Origin of the sequence: [Ruminococcus] torques ATCC 27756 (assembly GCF_000153925.1) — a bacterium.
Lineage (GTDB): Bacteria > Bacillota > Clostridia > Lachnospirales > Lachnospiraceae > Mediterraneibacter > Mediterraneibacter torques.
Genome location: NZ_DS264347.1, coordinates 47,311 through 68,143, shown reverse-complemented (window position 1 = coordinate 68,143; position 20,833 = coordinate 47,311). Strand labels below are relative to the sequence as shown.

16 protein-coding genes, 1 tRNA gene and 3 pseudogenes are annotated in these 20,833 nt (G+C 43.2%); 19 read left to right on the top strand and 1 reads right to left on the bottom strand.

The features are described from left to right. The first annotated feature begins 85 nt into the window (after positions 1-85). The 6 genes and pseudogenes from recJ to aspS all read left to right on the top strand — a co-directional run bounded on the left by recJ (position 86) and on the right by aspS (position 9,510). Positions 86-1,804, top strand: a complete 1,719-nt coding sequence (recJ, locus tag RUMTOR_RS05390) for a single-stranded-DNA-specific exonuclease RecJ (RefSeq protein ID WP_009243474.1) — start codon at positions 86-88, stop codon at positions 1,802-1,804. A gap of 60 nt (positions 1,805-1,864) precedes the next feature. After that, positions 1,865-4,171: pseudogene (locus RUMTOR_RS13895) on the top strand (RelA/SpoT family protein). A 111-nt stretch (positions 4,172-4,282) separates the two neighbouring features. Further along, positions 4,283-4,906 carry an MBL fold metallo-hydrolase gene (locus RUMTOR_RS05380; protein WP_004846141.1) on the top strand — a complete coding sequence of 208 codons (624 nt, stop codon included), beginning with the start codon at positions 4,283-4,285 and terminating at the stop codon, positions 4,904-4,906. A gap of 98 nt (positions 4,907-5,004) precedes the next feature. Then, complete coding sequence (hemZ, locus tag RUMTOR_RS05375; RefSeq protein ID WP_004846140.1) at positions 5,005-6,483, top strand: coproporphyrinogen dehydrogenase HemZ; 1,479 nt, start codon at positions 5,005-5,007, stop codon at positions 6,481-6,483. Next, positions 6,474-7,723, top strand: a pseudogene (gene hisS / locus RUMTOR_RS05370) (histidine--tRNA ligase). Before hemZ ends, hisS begins: the two are co-directional and overlap by 10 nt. After that, positions 7,716-9,510, top strand: a pseudogene (aspS, locus tag RUMTOR_RS05365) (aspartate--tRNA ligase). Before hisS ends, aspS begins: the two co-directional pseudogenes overlap by 8 nt. A 128-nt stretch (positions 9,511-9,638) precedes the next feature. Here the strand turns inward: aspS and RUMTOR_RS05360 are convergent. Further along, positions 9,639-9,917, bottom strand: a complete 279-nt coding sequence (locus RUMTOR_RS05360) for a type II toxin-antitoxin system HicB family antitoxin (protein WP_004846136.1) — start codon at positions 9,915-9,917, stop codon at positions 9,639-9,641. Between the two features lie 248 nt (positions 9,918-10,165). Here RUMTOR_RS05360 and RUMTOR_RS05355 point away from each other — a divergent pair. The 13 genes from RUMTOR_RS05355 (at position 10,166) to RUMTOR_RS05295 (ending at position 20,779) form a co-directional block, all read left to right on the top strand. Continuing rightward, positions 10,166-10,238: transfer RNA gene (locus tag RUMTOR_RS05355), tRNA-Gly, on the top strand. Positions 10,239-10,414: 176 nt separating this feature from the next. After that, a complete protein-coding gene (locus tag RUMTOR_RS05350; protein WP_004846135.1) occupies positions 10,415-11,692 on the top strand; it encodes a homoserine dehydrogenase in 1,278 nt (425 codons plus the stop codon). A gap of 74 nt (positions 11,693-11,766) precedes the next feature. Beyond that, positions 11,767-12,201: a MarR family winged helix-turn-helix transcriptional regulator gene (locus tag RUMTOR_RS05345; protein ID WP_004846134.1), complete on the top strand. Its 435-nt coding sequence runs from the start codon at positions 11,767-11,769 to the stop codon at positions 12,199-12,201. A gap of 61 nt (positions 12,202-12,262) precedes the next feature. Continuing rightward, positions 12,263-13,111, top strand: a complete 849-nt coding sequence (gene thyA / locus RUMTOR_RS05340; protein WP_009320992.1) for a thymidylate synthase — start codon at positions 12,263-12,265, stop codon at positions 13,109-13,111. A gap of 23 nt (positions 13,112-13,134) precedes the next feature. Beyond that, positions 13,135-13,623 (top strand): dihydrofolate reductase, encoded by a 489-nt coding sequence (locus tag RUMTOR_RS05335; protein WP_004846132.1) that lies wholly within the window; start codon positions 13,135-13,137, stop codon positions 13,621-13,623. Continuing rightward, a complete protein-coding gene (locus tag RUMTOR_RS05330; RefSeq protein ID WP_004846131.1) occupies positions 13,610-14,641 on the top strand; it encodes a metal ABC transporter substrate-binding protein in 1,032 nt (343 codons plus the stop codon). Before RUMTOR_RS05335 ends, RUMTOR_RS05330 begins: the two co-directional genes overlap by 14 nt. Beyond that, positions 14,641-15,351, top strand: coding sequence for a metal ABC transporter ATP-binding protein (locus tag RUMTOR_RS05325; RefSeq protein ID WP_004846130.1), 711 nt, complete (start codon positions 14,641-14,643; stop codon positions 15,349-15,351). Before RUMTOR_RS05330 ends, RUMTOR_RS05325 begins: the two co-directional genes overlap by 1 nt. Next, positions 15,344-16,165: a metal ABC transporter permease gene (locus RUMTOR_RS05320; protein ID WP_004846129.1), complete on the top strand. Its 822-nt coding sequence runs from the start codon at positions 15,344-15,346 to the stop codon at positions 16,163-16,165. The genes RUMTOR_RS05325 and RUMTOR_RS05320 overlap by 8 nt, the downstream gene beginning before the upstream one ends. 262 nt (positions 16,166-16,427) lie before the next feature. Next, positions 16,428-18,146 (top strand): biosynthetic-type acetolactate synthase large subunit, encoded by a 1,719-nt coding sequence (gene ilvB, locus RUMTOR_RS05315; RefSeq protein WP_009243466.1) that lies wholly within the window; start codon positions 16,428-16,430, stop codon positions 18,144-18,146. Positions 18,147-18,162: 16 nt separating this feature from the next. Then, the gene (gene ilvN / locus RUMTOR_RS05310; RefSeq protein ID WP_004846127.1) at positions 18,163-18,672 is read left to right on the top strand and encodes an acetolactate synthase small subunit; all 510 of its coding nucleotides are present in this window, start codon (positions 18,163-18,165) and stop codon (positions 18,670-18,672) included. A 221-nt stretch (positions 18,673-18,893) separates the two neighbouring features. After that, on the top strand, positions 18,894-19,265 hold the full coding sequence (locus RUMTOR_RS05305) for a GntR family transcriptional regulator (protein ID WP_004846126.1): 372 nt from the start codon (positions 18,894-18,896) through the stop codon (positions 19,263-19,265). 3 nt (positions 19,266-19,268) lie between these two features. Beyond that, the gene (locus RUMTOR_RS05300) at positions 19,269-20,120 is read left to right on the top strand and encodes an ABC transporter ATP-binding protein (protein WP_004846125.1); all 852 of its coding nucleotides are present in this window, start codon (positions 19,269-19,271) and stop codon (positions 20,118-20,120) included. Further along, complete coding sequence (locus RUMTOR_RS05295; RefSeq protein ID WP_044998007.1) at positions 20,117-20,779, top strand: ABC-2 transporter permease; 663 nt, start codon at positions 20,117-20,119, stop codon at positions 20,777-20,779. Before RUMTOR_RS05300 ends, RUMTOR_RS05295 begins: the two co-directional genes overlap by 4 nt. The last annotated feature ends 54 nt before the right edge of the window (positions 20,780-20,833 follow it).

Sequence of the window (20,833 nt, the reverse complement as noted above, 5' to 3'; positions counted from 1 at the left end):
ACGGCCGGTTTTCTCTATGGTGATATTTTGAAAATTATGATACTATAATACAAAAATGTACGTGATATACTTGGAGGAACAAACGATGGAACGCTGGTATGTAATGATGAAGAAAGCTGATTTCAGCAGTATCGGAGCGAAATATAATATTTCGCCGGTCATTGCCCGCCTGATCAGAAACAGAGATATTATAGAAGATGAAGAGATTAATCTTTATTTGAACGGAACGATTGCCGACCTGTATGACGGAATGTTAATGAAGGACATGGATAAGGCGGTTGAGATCTTATCGGAGAAGATCAGGGAAGAAAAACCCGTAAGGGTGATCGGAGATTATGATATTGACGGTGTGAATGCAGCTTATATTTTGAAAGAAGGTCTGGAAGGACTCGGAGCAGATGTTGATACAGATATTCCCGACAGGATTAAAGACGGATACGGATTAAATAAAATGCTGATCGACCGGGCGTTAGATGATGGGATCGATACGATTATTACATGTGATAACGGGATTGCGGCTGCGGAAGAAATCACTTACGGAAGAAAAAACGGTCTTACGGTGATCGTGACAGACCATCATCAAGTTCCTTTTGTAGAAATAAACAAAGAACGGGAATATCTCCTGCCGCAGGCTGATGCGGTTGTAGATCCAAGGCGTCCGGATTGTGAGTATCCTTTTAAAAATCTGTGCGGGGCAGCGGTCGCATATAAGTTAGTAGAGGCATTGTATAATGTTATGCTCCGAGATCCGGAAGACGTTGATTATCTTATGGAAAATGTGGCGATTGCAACAGTAGGTGATGTGATGGCGCTAAAGGGAGAAAATCGTATTTTTGTGAAACAGGGACTTGAGATGCTCAAGCGCACAAAAAATGAAGGGTTAAAAGCGCTTATAGAATGTACGGGAATCAATCCCGAATATTTGAATACATACGATCTCGGGTTTGTTCTTGGACCATGTATTAATGCGAGCGGGAGACTGGACACCGCAAAAAGAGCATTGGAACTGCTGAGTACACGGACGAGGCGGGATGCGGTCATGTTGGCGGAAGATTTAAAGGCGTTAAATGACAGCCGTAAGGAAATGACGGAACGAGGAATTAAAGAAGCGGCAGAGATGATAGAAACTACCTCGCTGAAAGAGGACAAAGTATTTGTGATCTATCTGCCGGACTGTCATGAAAGTATTGCGGGAATTATCGCAGGAAAGATCAGAGACAGATATTATAGGCCTACGATCATCTTAACAAAGGCAGAAGACGGAGTGAAAGGATCGGGACGGTCTACGGAAGAGTATGACATGTTTACAGAATTGTGTAAATGTCAGGCGCTGTTTACAAAATTCGGCGGCCACAGGCAGGCGGCAGGCGTGTCCCTGAAAGAGGAGAATGTTCAGCGATTCAGAGAAACGATCAATTCTCTTTGTACATTGACAGAAGAAGACCTTCAAATGAAAGTATATATCGATATGCAAGTTCCTTTTCCGTATTTAACAGAAGATTTGATCGAGCAGTTTCAGGTGATGGAACCTTTCGGAAAAGGAAATAAAAGACCGCTGTTTGCGGAGAAAGATCTGAAGGTGATTCAACCTAAAATTGTAGGGAAAAACGAGAATGTTTTGCAGTGTATATTGGAAGATAAGCAGGGAAATCGTATGAAAGCGGTTTATTTCGGCGATGTAAAGACTTGCCTGAAAGAGATGCTGGCAGGAAAAGTCACCGCGGTTACTTATTTTCCGTCAATTAACGAATATATGGGCAGACGAAGCATACAGCTTACGATTGTAAATTATCAAAAGAAATGATATAATTAAACGATCTTATAACTTTGTTGAATGAGCTGCATGAGAGAAGGGGACTTTACTATGGCAGGAACGGCAGAATATGAAGAATTGAATAAAAATCTGGAGATCGTGGACGGTCATGCAGTAAAAGCGCCGGAGGATTATCAAGATCCGGAGCAGCTTTATCATGTTCTTATTGAAAGAGTGAGAAAGTATCATCCGTCTGCGGATATTACCATGATCGAAAAAGCTTATCGTATAGGGAAAGAAGCGCATCGTGATCAGGTGAGAAAATCAGGAGAGCCGTATATTATCCACCCTCTCTGGGTCGGTATTATTTTGGCGGATCTTGAGATGGACAAAGAGACGATCGTGGCAGGAATGCTCCACGACGCAGTAGAAGATACGGATATGACGCTTGACGATGTGGCAGGTGAGTTCGGAGAAGAAGTCGCTCTTCTTGTGGACGGCGTTACAAAGCTTGGCCAGTTGAATTATTCACAGGACAAATTAGAAGTTCAGGCAGAGAACCTCAGGAAAATGTTTCTTGCGATGGCGAAGGACATCCGGGTTATTATTATTAAACTGGCAGACCGACTGCATAATATGCGTACGCTTGAATTTATGACTCCGACAAAGCAGCAGGAAAAAGCGAGAGAGACGATGGATATTTATGCTCCCATCGCGCAGAGACTCGGAATTTCCAAGATTAAGACAGAATTAGATGATTTGTCTTTAAAATACTGGAAACCGGAAGTTTATTATAATCTCGTGAGGGATCTGAACCGAAGGAAAACAGAACGCGAGGAATTTGTGCAGCAGATAGTAGCCGAAGTTTCGAAACATATGAAAAATGCGCATATAGAGGCGAAAGTATATGGACGTGTAAAGCATTTTTTCAGTATTTATAAGAAAATGGTGAATCAAAATAAGACGCTGGATCAGGTATACGATCTGTTTGCGGTGCGGATAATTGTTGATTCTGTAAAAGATTGTTATGCGGCGCTTGGAGTAATCCACGAGATGTACACGCCGATTCCCGGAAGGTTTAAAGATTATATTGCGATGCCGAAACCGAATATGTATCAGTCTCTTCACACAACGCTGATGGGACCGTCAGGACAGCCGTTTGAGATCCAGATCAGAACAGAAGAGATGCATAAGACGGCTGAATACGGTATTGCGGCTCACTGGAAATATAAAGAAGGCGGAGATTCAGCGAAGAGTATGGAATCTCAGGAGGCTAAGCTGAACTGGCTGCGTCAGATTTTGGAATGGCAAAGAGACATGTCGGATAACCGGGAGTTTTTAAGCCTGTTAAAAGGCGACCTTGATCTGTTTGCTGAAGACGTTTTACTGTTTTACGCCAAACGGTGACGTGAAGAATTTGCCGAACGGTTCCACACCGGTTGACTTTGCGTATGCGATACACAGCGCCGTGGGAAAATAAGATGGTCGGTGCACGTGTAAACGGAAAACTTGTCAATATAGATTATAAAATACAAAACGGCGACAGGATCGAGATTCTTACGTCGCAGAATTCAAAAGGACCGAGCCGCGACTGGCTGAATATCGTTAAGAGTACACAGGCAAAAAATAAAATTAACCAGTGGTTCAAAAAAGAGTTTAAGGAAGATAATATTATCCGGGGAAAAGAATTGATCGTTTCCTATTGCAGGGGGAAATCAATTAATCTCCAAAATATACTGAAACCGAAGTATCAGCAGGTTGTTCAGAAAAAGTACGGCTTCAGGGATTGGGACGCTGTTTTGGCGGCGATCGGTCATGGCGGTTTAAAGGAAGGACAGGTTGTAAACAGACTTTTTGAGGAGTACGAAAAAGAACATAAGAAAGAAATTACAGACGAGACGATTCTTGAGAGAATCTCAGAAGCAAACTCTCAAAAAGTTCACATTGCAAAGTCAAAGAGCGGTATTGTTGTAAAAGGAATTAATGATATGGCAGTGCGTTTTTCAAAATGCTGCAATCCGGTTCCCGGAGACGAGATCGTCGGATTTGTCACGAGAGGACGGGGAATGTCAATCCATCGGACGGACTGTATTAATATGCTCCACCTTTCTGATGTAGAGAGGGCGCGTTTGATCGACGCGGAGTGGGGAAGATACGTCCGAGACAGAGGGCGGCGGAAAATATCTGGCAGAGCTTAAGATGTACGCAAACGACAGACAAGGATTCCTTATGGATATCTCAAAAGTATTTACAGAAGCGAAAATAGATGTGAAGTCTATGAATGTTCGCACAAGCAAAAAGGGAACAGCAACGATCGATATGGGATTTATTGTAAACGGAAGAGAGGAACTCCATGCGATCATAGAGAAACTGCGTCAGCTTCAGGGAGTTCTTGATATTGAGAGAACGACGGGTTGATCTTATATGAAGCCTTTCAAGTAAGAAGCAATAGCGTTCCCGTTGCGGAGGCGGCGGGAGTAAAATGACAGTTTGAACAAAGTCAGAGTTGATAAAAAGGAGAGACAGTTCATGCGCATTGAGAAATTTGTATTCGGACCTGTAGGAACGAATTGTTATATCGTAATAAACGAGATGACTTCGGAATGTTTTGCCGTAGATATGGCGGATTGTCCTCAGGAATTCGTAAAGCATATAAAAGATGCAGGACTTTGCGTAAAAGCGCTGCTTTTGACGCATGGTCACTTTGATCATATTATGGGAGCGGAACGCTTTGCGGAAATCTTCGGATGTCCGGTTTATGCATATGAAGGGGAAGAAAATATTTTATGCGATCCGGTGCTGAATGCATCGGCGACGATGCTCGGACAGTCATATGTGTTTACAAAAGCAGAGTATGTAAAAGCGGATACGCAGATAGAAACCGCAGGCTTTCAGGTGGAGATTATTCCGACTCCGGGACATACAGAGGGCGGATGCTGTTATTATATCGGAGAAGAACATGTATTGTTCAGCGGAGATACCCTTTTTCATAATTCTATCGGAAGAACGGATCTTCCTACGGGAAGCGGAAGTGAGCTTGTCCGTTCGGTAAGAGAAAAACTTCTGGTTTTGCCGGAAGATACGAGAGTATATCCCGGACATATGGAAGAGACAACGATTTCGCATGAAAAGAAATATAATCCTTTCATATAAAGTTAATAAGTGAACGGGAATGATTGGAATATAGGAATGGATATAACAGGTGGCGATGGAATAGGCTTCGCAGAGATAATAGGAAATGGGAAGAGACGATGATTAAAGTATCAAGTAAGAAAAATAAATATACATACAATGTATATCATCTTGTAAAAGCCTTTTTCCCCAATGAAGAGATCATACAGAATGTAGATGAAAAGCAGGAATCTCTTGTGGCATTAAATCTGCCCGGAGGGTCTTGCTTTTCCATTGCGCTTGAGGAAGTGGAAGCGGCAGCAGGTGATCTTTCGGAAATGGAGACAGAAGAGGCGAAAGAACAGGCAATAAAAAAAGAACTGACTCGTTTGTTGTACCGATATCTCGAACAACAGACAAGGACAACGCTTGCATGGGGAACACTTACAGGAGTGCGGCCGACAAAACTTGCCATGACAAAATTGGAACAATATGAATCGATGACGGAAGCGGAAGCAGTCCGCAGGACAGTCGGAGCGTTTCGTGATGAATTTTTTGTCAGTGAAGAGAAAGCGCAGCTTGCATGTGAGATTGCTGTGAGGGAAAAGAAACTTTTGTCCAAATTGGATTATAAGGATGGGTTTAGTTTATATGTAGGGATTCCGTTTTGCCCAAGCGTATGCTCTTACTGTTCGTTTAGTTCTTCGCCGATCGCAGAGTGGAAAGATAAGGTGGAAAGTTACCTTTTTGCTTTGTTGAAAGAAATCCGGGCAATCGGGAAAATGTCGGAAGGGCACAGACCGGACAGCGTGTATATCGGAGGAGGAACGCCGACGACTTTGGAGGCAGAGCAGATGGATCGTTTATTAAAGACGATCACGGAGAATTTCGACTTGTCAAACGTACTTGAATTTACAGTGGAGGCAGGAAGACCGGATAGCATTACGGAAGAAAAGCTTGCGGTGATCAGAAAATACCCGGTGACTCGTATTTCAATAAATCCTCAGACAATGCAGCAAAAGACATTAGATCTGGTCGGAAGAAATCATACGGTGGCACAGACAAAAGATGCATTCTATCTGGCGAGGAAACTGGGATTTGACAATATTAATATGGATCTTATCGCCGGGCTTCCGGGAGAGGATGCTTCTGATATGGAAGATACGCTTCGGCAGGTGGAAGAAATGCATCCTGACAGTCTGACGGTTCATGCGCTGGCGATCAAAAGAGCGGCGAGATACGGACAGGAGGGAAGAAAACAGGATCTTCATTCTGAGATTTCGCAGATGATAATGTCGGCAGCTGATTGTGCCAAGCGGATTGGACTGCAGCCGTATTATTTATACAGGCAGAAAAATATTGCGGGAAATTTTGAAAATGTCGGTTATGCAGAACTTGACAAAGCCGGAATATACAATATACTGATTATGGAAGAAAAACAGACGATACTGGCAGCCGGAGCGGGAGCGTCGACGAAGATATTACTCAAAGATCCGATCCGGACAGATAGCGGGAAAGAGATTAATCTGGTTCGCTGTGAAAACGTGAAAAATATTATGGAATATATCGACAGGGTCGATGAAATGATAGAACGAAAAGGAGAATGGTTATGGCGCTGAAAAAGAAACCGGTTACAGGCATGAAAGACATGATGCCGGCGGAAATGGAAGTTCGGGATTATGTTATCGGTCTTATCAAAGAGACATATAAAACATTTGGGTTTTCCTCTATGGAAACTCCGTGTGTGGAACATATCGAGAACTTATGCAGTAAGCAGGGCGGAGATAATGAAAAACTTATTTTTAAGATTTTAAAAGAGGGGAGAAGCTAAAACTTGATACAGCGAAAGAAGAGGCAGATCTCGTGGACGGAGGACTTCGTTACGACCTGACTGTTCCTCTCTCAAGATACTATGCAAATCATGCGAATGAACTGCCGTCTCCGTTTAAGGCACTTCAGATGGGAAATGTGTGGAGAGCGGATCGTCCGCAGAGAGGACGTTTTCGTCAGTTCATGCAGTGCGATATCGATATTCTCGGAGAACCGTCGAATCTGGCAGAGATCGAACTGATCCTTGCCACAACGGCGCTGCTTGGAAAATTGGATTTTAAAAACTTTACGATCCGTATTAATGACCGCCGTTTCTTAAAGGCGATGGCTGCATACAGCGGATTCAAAGAGGAAGATTATGACAGTGTGTTTATAACGCTCGATAAGATGGACAAGATCGGATTGGACGGCGTGGCGGCAGAGCTGAAAGGAAACGGATATGCGGAAGAATCGGTGGAAAAATATCTCGCTCTTTTTGAAGAGATCACGAATGATGTGGAAGGCGTCCGTCTCTGTAAAGAGAAATTACAAGGCTATCTTGCGCCTGAGGCGGCGGATTCACTGGAAATGATCATCACGAGTGTGGAGAGTCAGAAAGAAGCTGAATTTAAGATGAGTTTTGACCCGACGCTTGTGCGGGGAATGTCTTATTATACAGGAACAATCTTTGAGATTTCCATGGATGAATTCGGCGGAAGCGTCGGCGGAGGCGGACGTTATGATAAGATGATCGGAAAATTTACGGGACAGGATACGCCGGCAGTTGGATTTTCCATCGGGTTTGAGCGGATCGTCATGCTGCTGTTGGAACGGGGATACGAAGTGCCGACGAGCAAACCGAAAAAAGCGTTTCTGATCGAGAAAAAACTTCCGCAGGAGAAACTTCTGGAGGTGCTTGAAGAAGCGCGCAAAGAGCGGGAAGCAGGCAGACAGGTTATGATAGTAAATATGAAGAAAAACAAGAAGTTCCAAAAGGAACAGCTTGCAGAACAGGGATATACAGATATTACGGAGGTGTACAATGGCTGAATCAATGCAGGGACTTAAGAGAACTCACAGATGTGGAGAATTATCTGCGGCAAACGCAGGTGAAAAAAGTGACCATTATGGGATGGGTTCAAAAGAACAGAAATAAAGGCGGGCTTGTGTTTGTAGATGTGCGTGATCGTTCGGGAATCATTCAGGTCGTATGTGAAGAAGGCAAGACAGATGCGGCGCTGATCGAGAAGGCAGCAGGACTTCGTTCCGAATATGTCGTTGCGATCGTCGGAGAGGTGGCAATGCGTTCCGGCGCTGTAAACGATAAGATTGCGACAGGGGAGATCGAGGTTATCCCAAGTGAACTCAGAATTCTTTCAGAGGCTTTGACACCGCCGTTTCCGATTGAGGAAAACTCTAAGACAAAAGAAGAAGTTCGTTTGAAATATCGCTATCTTGACCTTAGAAGAGCCGATCTTCAGAGAAATCTGATGATGAAAAGTCAAGTGATGACATTGACAAGACAGTTTTTCTCAGAGGAAGGATTTCTTGAGGTAGAGACGCCGGTACTCGGAAAAAGTACGCCGGAAGGCGCGAGAGATTATTTAGTGCCAAGCCGCGTGCATCCGGGAAGTTTTTACGGACTTCCGCAGTCGCCGCAGCTTTATAAACAACTTTTGATGTGTTCGGGATTTGACCGGTATATTCAGATTGCAAGATGTTTTCGTGACGAAGATCTCCGTGCGGACAGACAGCCGGAATTTACACAGATCGACATGGAACTTTCTTTTGTCGATGTAGATGAAGTGATCGATGTAAATGAACGTTATCTTGCGAGAGTATTTAAAGAAGTTCTCGGCGTAGATGTACCGCTTCCGATCCAGAGAATGACATGGCAGGAAGCGATGGATCGTTTCGGTTCGGATAAGCCCGATCTTCGTTTTGGCATGGAACTTACAGATGTGACAGACGTCGTGAAAAACTGCGGCTTTTCCGTATTTACCGGAGCAGTCGAAAATGGCGGAAGTGTACGCGGTATCAACGCGAAAGGTCAGGGCGGGATGCCGAGAAAGAAGATTGATAAACTGACGGCATTTGTGAAAGATTACGGCGCAAAAGGACTCGCTTATATTGCGATCCAGGAAGACGGAAGTATAAAATCTTCCTTTGCAAAATTTATGACGGAAGAAGAGATGGATGCGCTGATCAAGGCGATGGGAGCAGAAGCCGGTGATTTACTGCTTTTTGCGGCAGATAAGAACAAGGTTGTGTGGGACAGCCTCGGAGCGCTTCGTGTGGAACTGGCAAAACAGCTTGAACTGCTTGATAAAAATGAATTCCGATTTGTATGGATCACAGAGTTCCCTCTTCTTGAGTGGAGTGAAGAGCAGAACCGCTATGTGGCAATGCATCATCCGTTTACGATGCCGATGGAGGAAGATCTTCCGCTGATCGACAGCGATCCGGGAAAAGTGCGCGCAAAAGCATATGATATCGTTTTGAACGGAAATGAGATCGGAGGAGGAAGCGTCCGAATCTTCCAGGATGATATTCAGGAGAAGATGTTTGAAGTGCTCGGCTTTACAAAAGAGCAGGCATACAGCCAGTTTGGATTCCTTCTTGATGCGTTTAAATATGGAGTTCCGCCTCATGCAGGACTTGCTTACGGTTTGGATCGTCTCGTTATGCTTATGGCAAAACAGGACAGCATTCGTGATGTGATCGCATTCCCGAAAGTGAAAGATGCGTCTTGCCTTATGACGGAAGCGCCAAGTGTCGTTGATGTAAAACAGCTGAATGAACTTGGTCTTGAAACAACAGCCGAAACAGAAAAATAAGAATAAAAACCTCACTGCCTTAACTGTACTGCTTTGAAAAAGTCAGATCAAAGCCCGGTACGTTTTTGCAGTGAGGTTTTATTTTATTATAGCTAAACGAATTTCAGCGTATATCGCCGGATGCGTCTTTATTCATCCCAGCCTTCATAGAACCGGATGTTTACCGAGATATTCCGAACGATATCGCCCGCCTCTGTTTCAATATCATTGATATCTGAAATATATGGGAAGACAGGATTTTCTTCTTCAAATTCTACCATGATCCAGTTGCGGGCGGCTTCATTTGCATTGTCGATTGCATCGTCGAGAGTATCTCCCGATGCTTCGCAGCATTCAAGATCCGGGAAATATGCATCGTACCCGCCGCTTTCGTTTTTGCGGAAGACCGCAGGATATATAAATTTCATAATGATAGGACTCCTTTCTGAGTAATACAAATACATAAAAAGTATAGCATCGAAGTGGGTGAGGTGCAATGCGAAAATATATGGAGCTGAAAACTCTTTAAAAGTAATGAGAAAATAAAAAAGTTTTGAGAATTTTTGGAATACAATCCATGAATGCAATTTATGATAAAAAAATAAAAAAAGGTGTTGACATTTCTCTTTGTGCGTAGTATAGTATGTATTGTTCCGGTCAACGGAACGGAGAAAATGCGACAGTGGCTCAGCTGGTAGAGTACGACCTTGCCAAGGTCGGGGTCGCGGGTTCGAACCCCGTCTGTCGCTCTTAAAAAGCACTTGATATCTCAGATGAGATGCGAGTGCTTTTTATTTTATACTATATAATAGATGATATACGTTAAAAAGTCTTTTACAATTTGTTTTTTTCAAAGTATAATAAATAACATGTATCTCAGAGATTAGATTTATAAAAGAACGGAAAGAAAAGGTGAGGTTTCGATATGCGTAAAATACAAGTAGGACTTCTCGGACTTGGAACTGTCGGAATGGGTGTGTACAAGCTTCTTCGTAAGAGGGCGGAGACGATGGATAAGACGATCGGTGCGCAGCTTGAGATTAAAAAGATTCTTGTCCATAATAAGAATAAGAAAAGAGAAGGAGTCGATGAGACGCTTCTTACAGATGATTGGAAAGAAATTATAGAAGATGATGAGATTCAGATCGTAATTGAGGTAATCGGCGGTATCGAACCGGCGAAAACGATGATACTGGAGGCTTTAAAAGCAGGGAAAAACGTTGTGTCTGCAAATAAAGATCTGATTGCGGAAGAAGGAAAAGAGATTTTTGACACGGCACAGGCAGCGGGAAAAGATTTTCTGTTTGAGGCGGCAGTGGCAGGTGGTATTCCGATCATCCGACCACTGAAACAGTGTCTTGCGGGCAACGACCTGACAGACATACTCGGAATCGTGAACGGTACGACGAACTATATTTTAACGAAGATGTTTGAGGATGGAATGGAATTTTCGGATGCTTTGAAAAAAGCGCAGGAACTCGGCTATGCGGAAGCAGATCCGACGGCGGACGTAGAAGGTCTTGACGCCGGAAGGAAGATGGCGATCATGGCTTCTATTGCATTTCATTCAAGAGTCGTGTTTGCGGATGTGTATACGGAAGGAATTACAAAAATTACGGCGGCAGATATCGCCTATGCCAAAGAGTTTGACAGCGTGATCAAGCTGCTTGGTGTGGCGAGAAATACGCCGGAAGGAATCGAGGTCGGAGTTTACCCGGTCATGATCGCGAGAGATCATCCGCTGGCATCTGTAAGAGATTCTTTTAACGCTGTATTTATTCACGGAGATGCAGTGGACGATGCGATGTTCTACGGAAGAGGCGCAGGAGAGATGCCGACGGCAAGCGCGGTTGTAGGGGATGTGATCGACGAGGCGAGAAATATTGAATACGGATGCAGCGGACGGATAAGCTGTACATGTTATCAGCAGCTTGCCGTAAAAGATTTCGGAGATGTGAAAAATAAATTCTTCCTTAGGATGCAGGTTGAAAACTGCCCGGGTGTTCTGGCGCAGATCGCGAAGGTGTTCGGGGAACATAAGGTGAGTATTGCAAGAGTCGTACAGAAAAACGCCAAGACGGACAGAGCGGAGCTTGTGATCGTAACGGAGAAAGTGAAAGAAAAACATATGGGAAGCGCGCTTTGTGAGTTGAAGGAAATGAAAAGTATTTTTGAAGTGAGCAGCATGATCAGAGAGTATTGATAGAAACTGCCGCCGGATTTTAGATGCCGGGCGGGAGCAGTTGAATTTTCAAAAAGTCCGAATAAGGAGTGCAGATGGAAAATCGGAGTTTGCCGATCGGTTTTATCATAAAACAGGTCAATAATGTATATGAAAAAGATCTTAATGAACGATTGAAAAAAATAGGAATCACATCATCCCAGTGCGCGGTGCTCGATTATTTGTTTCATACGAGTAAAGATGAAGTGAGTCAGAGAGATGTGGAGAAAAATCTGAATCTGAAAAATCCGACTGTGACCGGAATACTGAAGCGCTTAGATGAAAAAGGATATATTTTCTGTGTACCGAATGCAAACGACAGAAGAAAAAAGATAATTTATCTTACGGAAAAAGCTTATGATATTAGAAGAAAAATGGAAGCTGACAGGCGCAAGCTGGACAGAGAACTGACGAGAGGGATGACAAAGAGGGAAACAGAAGCTCTTAGAAAGAATTTGGATAAGATATTGAATAATATTGCAGATCCGTGAGAACAGGCGGAAGTAAATGAGCCGGAAGAGCGGAAAAGGAATTGATAAAAGGAGAAGATATATGAGTTACGCAGATAAAGTGTTTATCGATATGTGCCGTGATATTATTGACAACGGTACGAGCACAGAAGGAGAAAAAGTGCGTCCGGTCTGGGAAGACGGAACGTCTGCATATACGATCAAACGATTCGGCGTTGTGAACCGATATGATTTATCGAAAGAATTTCCGGCGTTGACACTGCGCCGTACAGCGATAAAAAGCTGTGTGGACGAGCTGCTTTGGATCTGGCAGAAAAAATCAAATAATGTAAATGAATTAAAAAGCCACATTTGGGACAGTTGGGCGGATGAGACAGGGTCGATCGGAAAAGCCTACGGCTATCAAATGGGAGTGAAGCATCAGTATAAAGAAGGCCGGATGGATCAGACGGACCGTGTCATATTTGATCTGAAAAATAATCCGTACAGCAGACGTATCATGACGAACATTTATGTTCATAATGACCTGCATGAGATGCATCTTTATCCGTGTGCATATAGTATGACGTTCAATGTGACAAAAGAAAAAGACAGTGAGAAATTGACGCTGAATGCTATTTTAAATCAAAGATCTCAGGACGTTCTTGCGGCAAATAACTGGAATGTGTGTCAGTATGCGGTTCTCGTTCATATGCTTGCACAAGTATGCGGAATGAAAGCAGGAGAGTTTGTGCATGTGATCGCAGATGCGCACATTTATGACAGGCATGTTCCGATGATCGAGGAACTGATTTCCAGAGAACCGCTTCCGGCGCCGACGTTCTGGCTGAATCCTGAGATTACAGACTTTTATGATTTTACACCGGATGACGTCAGACTGGATCGCTATGAGACGCATCCGCAGATTAAAAATATTCCGATTGCTGTTTGAGTAGAGAAAGGAGTGTGCGGAGTATGAGAGCAATCGTATGTGCCGATAAAAACTGGGGAATCGGATACAAGAACAGGCTTCTTGTGAGTATTCCGTCTGATATGAAGTTTTTTAGAGAAACAACGACAGGTAAAGTTATCGTAATGGGTCGAAAGACACTGGAAAGTTTCCCGAATGGGATGCCGCTTAAAAACAGGATCAATATTGTGCTTACAAGAGACAGAAACTATGAAGCAAAAGGTGCGGTGATCGTTCACGATGAAGAAGAATTGATGAATGAACTCGGAAAGTATGATACGGAACAAATCTACATTATCGGAGGAGAGAGCGTCTACAAGATGATGCTTTCGTATTGTGATAAAATTTATGTGACAAAAGTGGATCGTGCATTTCAGGCAGACACTTATTTCCCGAATTTGGATGAGATGAGCGAGTGGAAGATGACGCAGGAAAGTGAGGAGCAGACTTGTTTTGATCTGGAATTTTGTTTTACAACATATGAAAGATGTTAAGAAAAAAATATGGCGCAGACGGGGACCGGCGGTTCTCGTTCTGTGCCTTGCTGTTATTGTGCAGGGATGTGCAGGTTACCCGGCTGATAAAGACGGGGGGCATAGAGAACAAAACAAAACAAATGAAAATGGGCGGCTGAGTGTTGTGACGACAATTTTTCCTCCGTATGATTTTGTAAGGGAGATCGCCGGAGACTGCGTAGACTTAAAAATGCTTTTAAAACCCGGGGAGGAAAGTCATTCTTATGAGCCGACGCCGCAAGATATGATCGCTATTGAAAACAGTGACGTGTTCATTTATGTCGGCGGGGAAAATGATGTGTGGGTTGAAGATATTTTAAGTTCCATGCCGGATAAAGACCGGGTTTCGATAAGACTTCTCGATTGTGTTGAAACGGAGGAAGAAGAACATGTAGAAGGAATGAAAGAACCGGCAGGAGACTCTCACCATGAAATGCACGGTGAAGAGGAACATGAGGGATCTGTCCATGAAATTGACGAACATGTATGGACGTCTCCTGTCAATGCATCTGTGATCGTGGAGAAGATCAAAGAAGTTCTCATTCAAAAAGACTCTGAAAATAAAGCGGCGTATGAGGAAAACGCAGATAGATATCAGACAGAGCTTGCACAATTGGATAAGCGGTTTCGAGAAGTTGTGAGACAGTCAAAAAGAAATTTATTAATATTCGGAGATCGTTTTCCGTTTCTTTATTTTGCAAAAGAGTATGGATTGGAATATTATGCGGCATTTCCGGGATGCGCAGGTGATACAGAGCCGAGCGCGGCGACAATGGTATTTTTGATTGAAAAGGCAAAAGACGAGAACGTTCCGGCAGTGCTTAAAATGGAGTTAAGCAATGCAGACATTGCAAATGCGGTAGCCGAAGCTTCCGGTACGGAAGTGAGAATATTTTATAGCTGCCATAACCTTTCGGCAGAAGATTTTGAAAAAGGCGAGACATATCTTACGATGATGCAAAAGAACGCAGATACGTTAAAGGAGGTTTTGAACTGATGGCGCTGATAACGTGTGAAAATGTTTCCATCGGTTACGAAGGACAAACGGTTGTAAAAGAATTGAATTTTTCTATTGAAAGGGGAGATTACCTCTGCATTGTCGGAGAGAATGGATCAGGTAAAAGCACCCTTGTCAAAAGCCTGCTCGGACTAAAAGGCGCAGACCGGGGGAAAATCATATACGGAGACGGACTGAAGAAAAATGAGATCGGATATCTGCCGCAGAAAAATGAAGAGCAAAAAGGATTTCCTGCCAGCGTTTATGAAGTCGTTTTGTCGGGAAGATTAAACGGCCGTGGGTGGAAGCCGTTTTATAGGAAAGAAGATAAAGAAGCTGCGGCAGAAAAGATGGAAATGTTAGGAATCACAGATTTGGCGCGCCAATGCTTTCGGGATCTTTCGGGCGGACAGCAGCAAAGAGCGCTTCTTGCAAGGGCGCTTTGTGCGACGAAAAGCCTACTTTTACTTGATGAACCTGTGACGGGACTTGATCCGATCGTAACAGGAGAATTTTATGATCTGATCCGAAAGATCAATCAGGAATCAAATATCGCGGTTGTGATGGTCTCTCATGATATAGAAACTGCAGTGGAAAATGCAAGTCATATTCTTCATTTGCAGGAGACGGTCCGATTTTTCGGAACGGCAGAAGACTATCGTAAAAGCCGGATCGGAAAGAAATTCCTCGGAGGTGAAGAGCATGATTGATACGATTGTGGAAATGTTTTCTTATCCGTTTATGGTACGGGCGTTTGCGGTAGGTTCATTAGTTGCCCTTTGCGCCGCGCTGCTTGGCGTCAGTCTTGTGCTGAAACAATATTCGATGATAGGAGACGGCTTGTCTCATGTTGGTTTTGGCGCTCTTGCGGTGGCAACTGCGTTTCAGGCAGCTCCGCTTTCTGTTGCGATCCCGGTTGTTGTACTTGCTGCTGTTTTGATTTTAAGGATAAAGGGAAACGGCAAGATCAAAGGTGATGCGGCAATCGCGCTTATTTCGACAACCTCTCTTGCCCTTGGAGTCATGGTGATTTCCATGACGACAGGAATGAATACAGATGTGTACAATTATATGTTCGGCAGTATTTTGGCTATGAGCGCCGAAGATGTTCGGCTGAGTGTTATTTTGGCGGGAATCGTTCTCGTTTTGTATCTTCTTTTTTATAATAAAATATTTGCGGTCACATTCGATGAAACATTTGCGCAGGCAACGGGAGTAAAAGCCAATCTGTACAATACGCTGATCGCTGTGCTGACAGCCGTGACAATCGTGCTTGGGATGCGGATGATGGGAGCTCTTTTGATCTCCAGTCTGATCATCTTTCCGGCGCTGACGTCGATGCGTGTATGCAGAACATTTCGGTCTGTCATTATAAATTCCGCCGTAATATCTGTTTTATGTCTTGTGATCGGGATTGCGATTTCTTATGTATGGGCAACTCCCGCAGGAGCAAGTGTTGTCATCGTAAATGCTGCGGCTCTAGCGGTGTATTCTATTGTCGGAATGATACGATGCAGAAAGTAACAGTTCCGACTGCGTCATTCGTAAAACCGCACGGGTGCTTCTTGTGGCCGGTGCTGCTGTTTTACTCATGAACGGGCGGACGTCTGTATGGCTGAACTGCTGCCATAGATAAAAAAGATCAAGGATAGGAAATTGACAAGATACCGGATACAAAGTATCATATTGCTTAAGATGCCGGAAGAGAAAATTTGGATTCGGAGTTGTTGTTTTTTCAGGCAATGAGAGTATGAGAGACAGACCCTTAGTTTGAGGAGGTAAGATTTTGAGACAGATTACGGGAAATAAGCTGCTCGTAAGAGCGTTAAAAGAAGAAGGAGTCGATACGATTTTCGGATATCCGGGAGCGTGTACGATTGATATTAGCGATGAGTTATACAGACAAGATGAGATCAAAGTGATCTTGCCAAGACATGAACAGGCGCTTGTACATGCGGCAGATGCATATGCGCGGACAACGGGGAAAGTCGGCGTGTGCCTTGTGACAAGCGGTCCGGGAGCGACGAATCTTGTTACCGGGTTGGCAACGGCGAATTATGACAGTGTGCCGTTAGTTTGTTTTACAGGTCAGGTGGCCCGCCATCTGATCGGAAACGATGCGTTTCAGGAAGTGGATATCGTAGGAATCACACGAAGTATTACAAAGTACGGTGTGACCGTGAGTAAAAGAGAAGATCTTGGAAGGATCATTAAAGAGGCGTTTTATATTGCGCGGACAGGGAGACCGGGACCAGTGCTGATCGACCTTCCGAAAGATGTGATGAGTGAGCTTGGAAGCCCGGAATATCCGGAAACGGTAAATCTTCGTGGATATAAGCCGAATACGAGCGTTCATATGGGGCAGCTTAAACGCGCGCTTAAGATGCTCAATAAGGCGAAAAAACCGCTGTTTCTTGCAGGAGGCGGAGTGAATATCGCAAGAGCGAATAAAGAGTTTACGGAAGTAGTCAATATAACAAACGTTCCTGTAGTGACGACGATCATGGGACGAGGCGCGGTTCCGACAGATCATCCGCTGTTTATCGGAAACCTGGGAATGCATGGGGCGTATGCCGCGAACATGGCAGTGAGCGAATGCGATCTGTTGTTTTCTATCGGTACTCGTTTTAATGATCGGATTACAGGGAAACTTCATGAATTTGCACCGAATGCACAGATTGTACATATAGATATTGATACAGCGTCGATATCAAGAAATATTCATGTGCATGTGCCTATTGTTGCCGATGCGAAAGAAGCTGTGGCGAAGATGAGAGAATATGTGGAACCATGTGAGACAAAAGAGTGGTTAGAACGTATCGCGCAGTGGAATGCAGAACATCCGCTTACAATGAAAGTTCACGGTTCGATAGGACCAAGAGATATTATCGAAGAGATGAACAGACAGTTTGACGATGCTATTATTACAACGGATGTAGGACAGCATCAGATGTTTGTGACGCAGTATGCAGAAATAACGGAAAAGAAGCAGCTCGTTACATCAGGCGGACTCGGAACTATGGGATATGGATTCCCCGCTGCGATCGGAGCGAAGATAGGCAATCCGGACAGAACCGTGATCGCGATTTCCGGTGATGGCGGAATGCAGATGAATATACAGGAGTTTGCGACTGCTGTTTTGGAGGAACTTCCGTTGATTCTGTGCGTCTTTAATAATGAATATCTCGGTATGGTCCGTCAGTGGCAGAAACTGTTTTATGGAAAACGCTACGGGATGACGAATCTGCGTTCCGGGGCGTTGTTCCGAAGAACAAATGGGGAAGAAATGCCGGAATATACACCGGATTTTGTGCGTCTGGCAGAAAGTTACGGCGCAAAGGGAATCCGCGTGACAAAGAAAGAAGAGATAAAGGAGGCTTTTGAAGAAGCCGGAAAAAATACAACTGTGCCAACTTTGATCGAGTTTATCATTGATCCGGAAGAGATGGTTTATCCGATGATAAAACCGGGCGGAACACTGGAAGAAATGATTGTGGAATGTTAGAAGGGAGCGCGTGAATATGGAAAATAAAATGAAAAAAAGATGGATTTCCCTTTATGTTGAAAATCAAGTCGGCGTACTTTCAAAAATTACAGGACTTTTTTCCGGAAAGACATATAATCTGGACAGTCTGACAGTAGGAACAACGGAAGACCCGACAGTATCAAGAATGACGATCGCTACAGTGAGCGATGATGAAACTTTTGAGCAGATCAAAAAACAGCTGAACCGAATGGTAGAAGTGATCAAAGTGATTGATTTTACAAATATCTTTGTGCGTATGAAAGAAATTTTATATGTGAAAGTGTTTAAATGCACACCTGAGGATAAAGTTGAAGTGTTTCAGATTGCGGAAACGTTTAAGGCGAAAGTGATCGATTACGGAAAAGACAGTGTGCTTGTGGAGTTTGTTCAGACTGCTACGAAAAACGACGCGGTCGTAAAATTAATGAAGGAAGAATTTAAAACAATAGAAGTTGTCCGGGGAGGAAGCGTAGGAATAGAGTCTATCAGTATGATGGAACGATAGTCCGAAGCGCCGGGACGGTTAGTATAGCGGGATCGATTGTTGAAAAAAACAGTCGATCCCGCTTTTTGTAACGGAAATGTGCCTTCTGATATTTCTGGGTTAATGTAAGAAAATGGATTTGCATTTTGGAAAAGTTATGATGAACTTTCAAATAAACAGTATATAACAGTTGACAAACAGTTATATACTGTTATATACTGTTTGACGAAAGGAGGAAGTATATGAAGATTATAATCAACAGTTCGTCGATGGTACCGATTTATGAACAAATTATGGATCAGATCAAATCACTTATTACAGGCGGAGATCTGAAGCAAAATGATGCTCTTCCTTCAGTCCGAACTCTTGCAAAAGAGTTGAAGATCAGTGCGCTGACTGTAAAGAAAGCGTATGATAATCTTGAACAGGAAGGATTTACAGTGACGATTCACGGAAAGGGAACTTATGTCGCGGCTTCAAATAAAGAGCGGATATTAGAGGAATTGAAAAGAGAGATAGAAAGCGATCTGGAAAAAGTAGTTCAAAAGGCAAGAGGATGTGGTCTGGATGACAGTCAGATTAGGGAAATGTTAGAGTTGATCATGGAGGACTAAAAGATGTTGGAAATAAATAAATTGCAAAAAAAATATGAAAATTTCGAGCTGAATTGTTCGATGAAGGTGGAAAAAGGGTATATTACGGCGCTCGTAGGTGAAAACGGAGCAGGAAAAAGTACAACATTTAAAGCGCTTCTCGGCCTTATAAAGCCGGATGGAGGAGAAATCACTATCTTCGGGAAAAAACCTTTGGAGCTAACAGCGAAAGACAGAGCGAAGATGGGAATTGTTTTGACAGATTCGGGATTCAGCGGATATTTAAAAGTAAAAGATATCATACCGGTGATGGAGTCGCTATATACCGAATTTGAGAAGTCGCGTTTTCTGGATTTGTGTAATAAGTTGGATATTCCTCTTAATAAATCGATTAAAGAGTTTTCAACCGGAATGAAAGCAAAGTTGAAAGTGCTTTGCGCGCTGACGCATAAAGCGAAGTTTCTGCTTCTTGATGAACCGACAGCAGGTCTGGATGTGATGGCGAGAGAAAGTATTTTGAATCTGTTCAGAGAATATATGGAGGAAGACGGGGAGAGAACAATTTTGATCAGTTCCCATATTTCTTCTGATCTGGAAGGTTTGTGCGACGATATTTATATGATTCATGAAGGAAGGATTATCTTTCATGAAGATACGGATGTACTTCTGAATCAATACGGATTGCTGAAAGTAGATGAAAAGCAGTTTGAGGAACTTGACAAGAGGTATTTGCTGAAAAAAAGGAAAGAACATTATGGATATGCCTGTCTGACAAAAGAGAAACAATATTATATCGAAAATTATCCGGATATTGTAGTGGAAAAAGGCACTGTAGACGAATTGATTGCGATGATGATAGGAGGGAACGAACTGTGAAAGGACTTTTGATCAAAGATTTGAAATTAATGAAAAATAATGGGAAAAATCTGCTGCTGGTCTTTTTGATCATCGGAACGATGATGGGGATCATGACGAAAGAACTTTATGCGGCAGTTGGATATGTCACTTTTATTTTTACTTTGTTTATGGTAAGTACGATCAGTTATGATGAATATGATAACGGTTATCCGTTTTTGTTTACTCTGCCGATTACAAGAAGACAGTATGTAAATGAAAAGTACGTGTTTGTTTTGATCATGACAGCGATTTCGTTTTTGGTCGGCATAGTCTCAGTCGTTGTACAGTTTTTCTTACTTACTCCGAAAGAAAGCTTGACTGAACTTATCTTGATGTACGGAGTTTATACAATCACCGTATTGATTTTAAACGATATTATGATTCCTTTGAAATTAAGATTTGAAAGCGAGAAGGGCCGCTTGGTTATTCCTATTGTATTCGGAGGAGCAATGGTGATTGCCCTGATTGCTGCAAAATTAGCAGGAATGCTGTCGGAAACTTTAAAAGAGAAGTTTCTTCTGGCTGCTTTCAATATAGGAGAATATGGGATTGCAGCGATTGTCATAGTGGCGGCAGTTATTGTTACGATTGCTTCGTGGTTTTGGAGTCAGCGGATTTTAGAAAAAAAAGAGTTTTAAATCAGCGGTTTGATTTTATCGGTGAAAAAGCTTGAGGGAAAAAACAGAGTACAA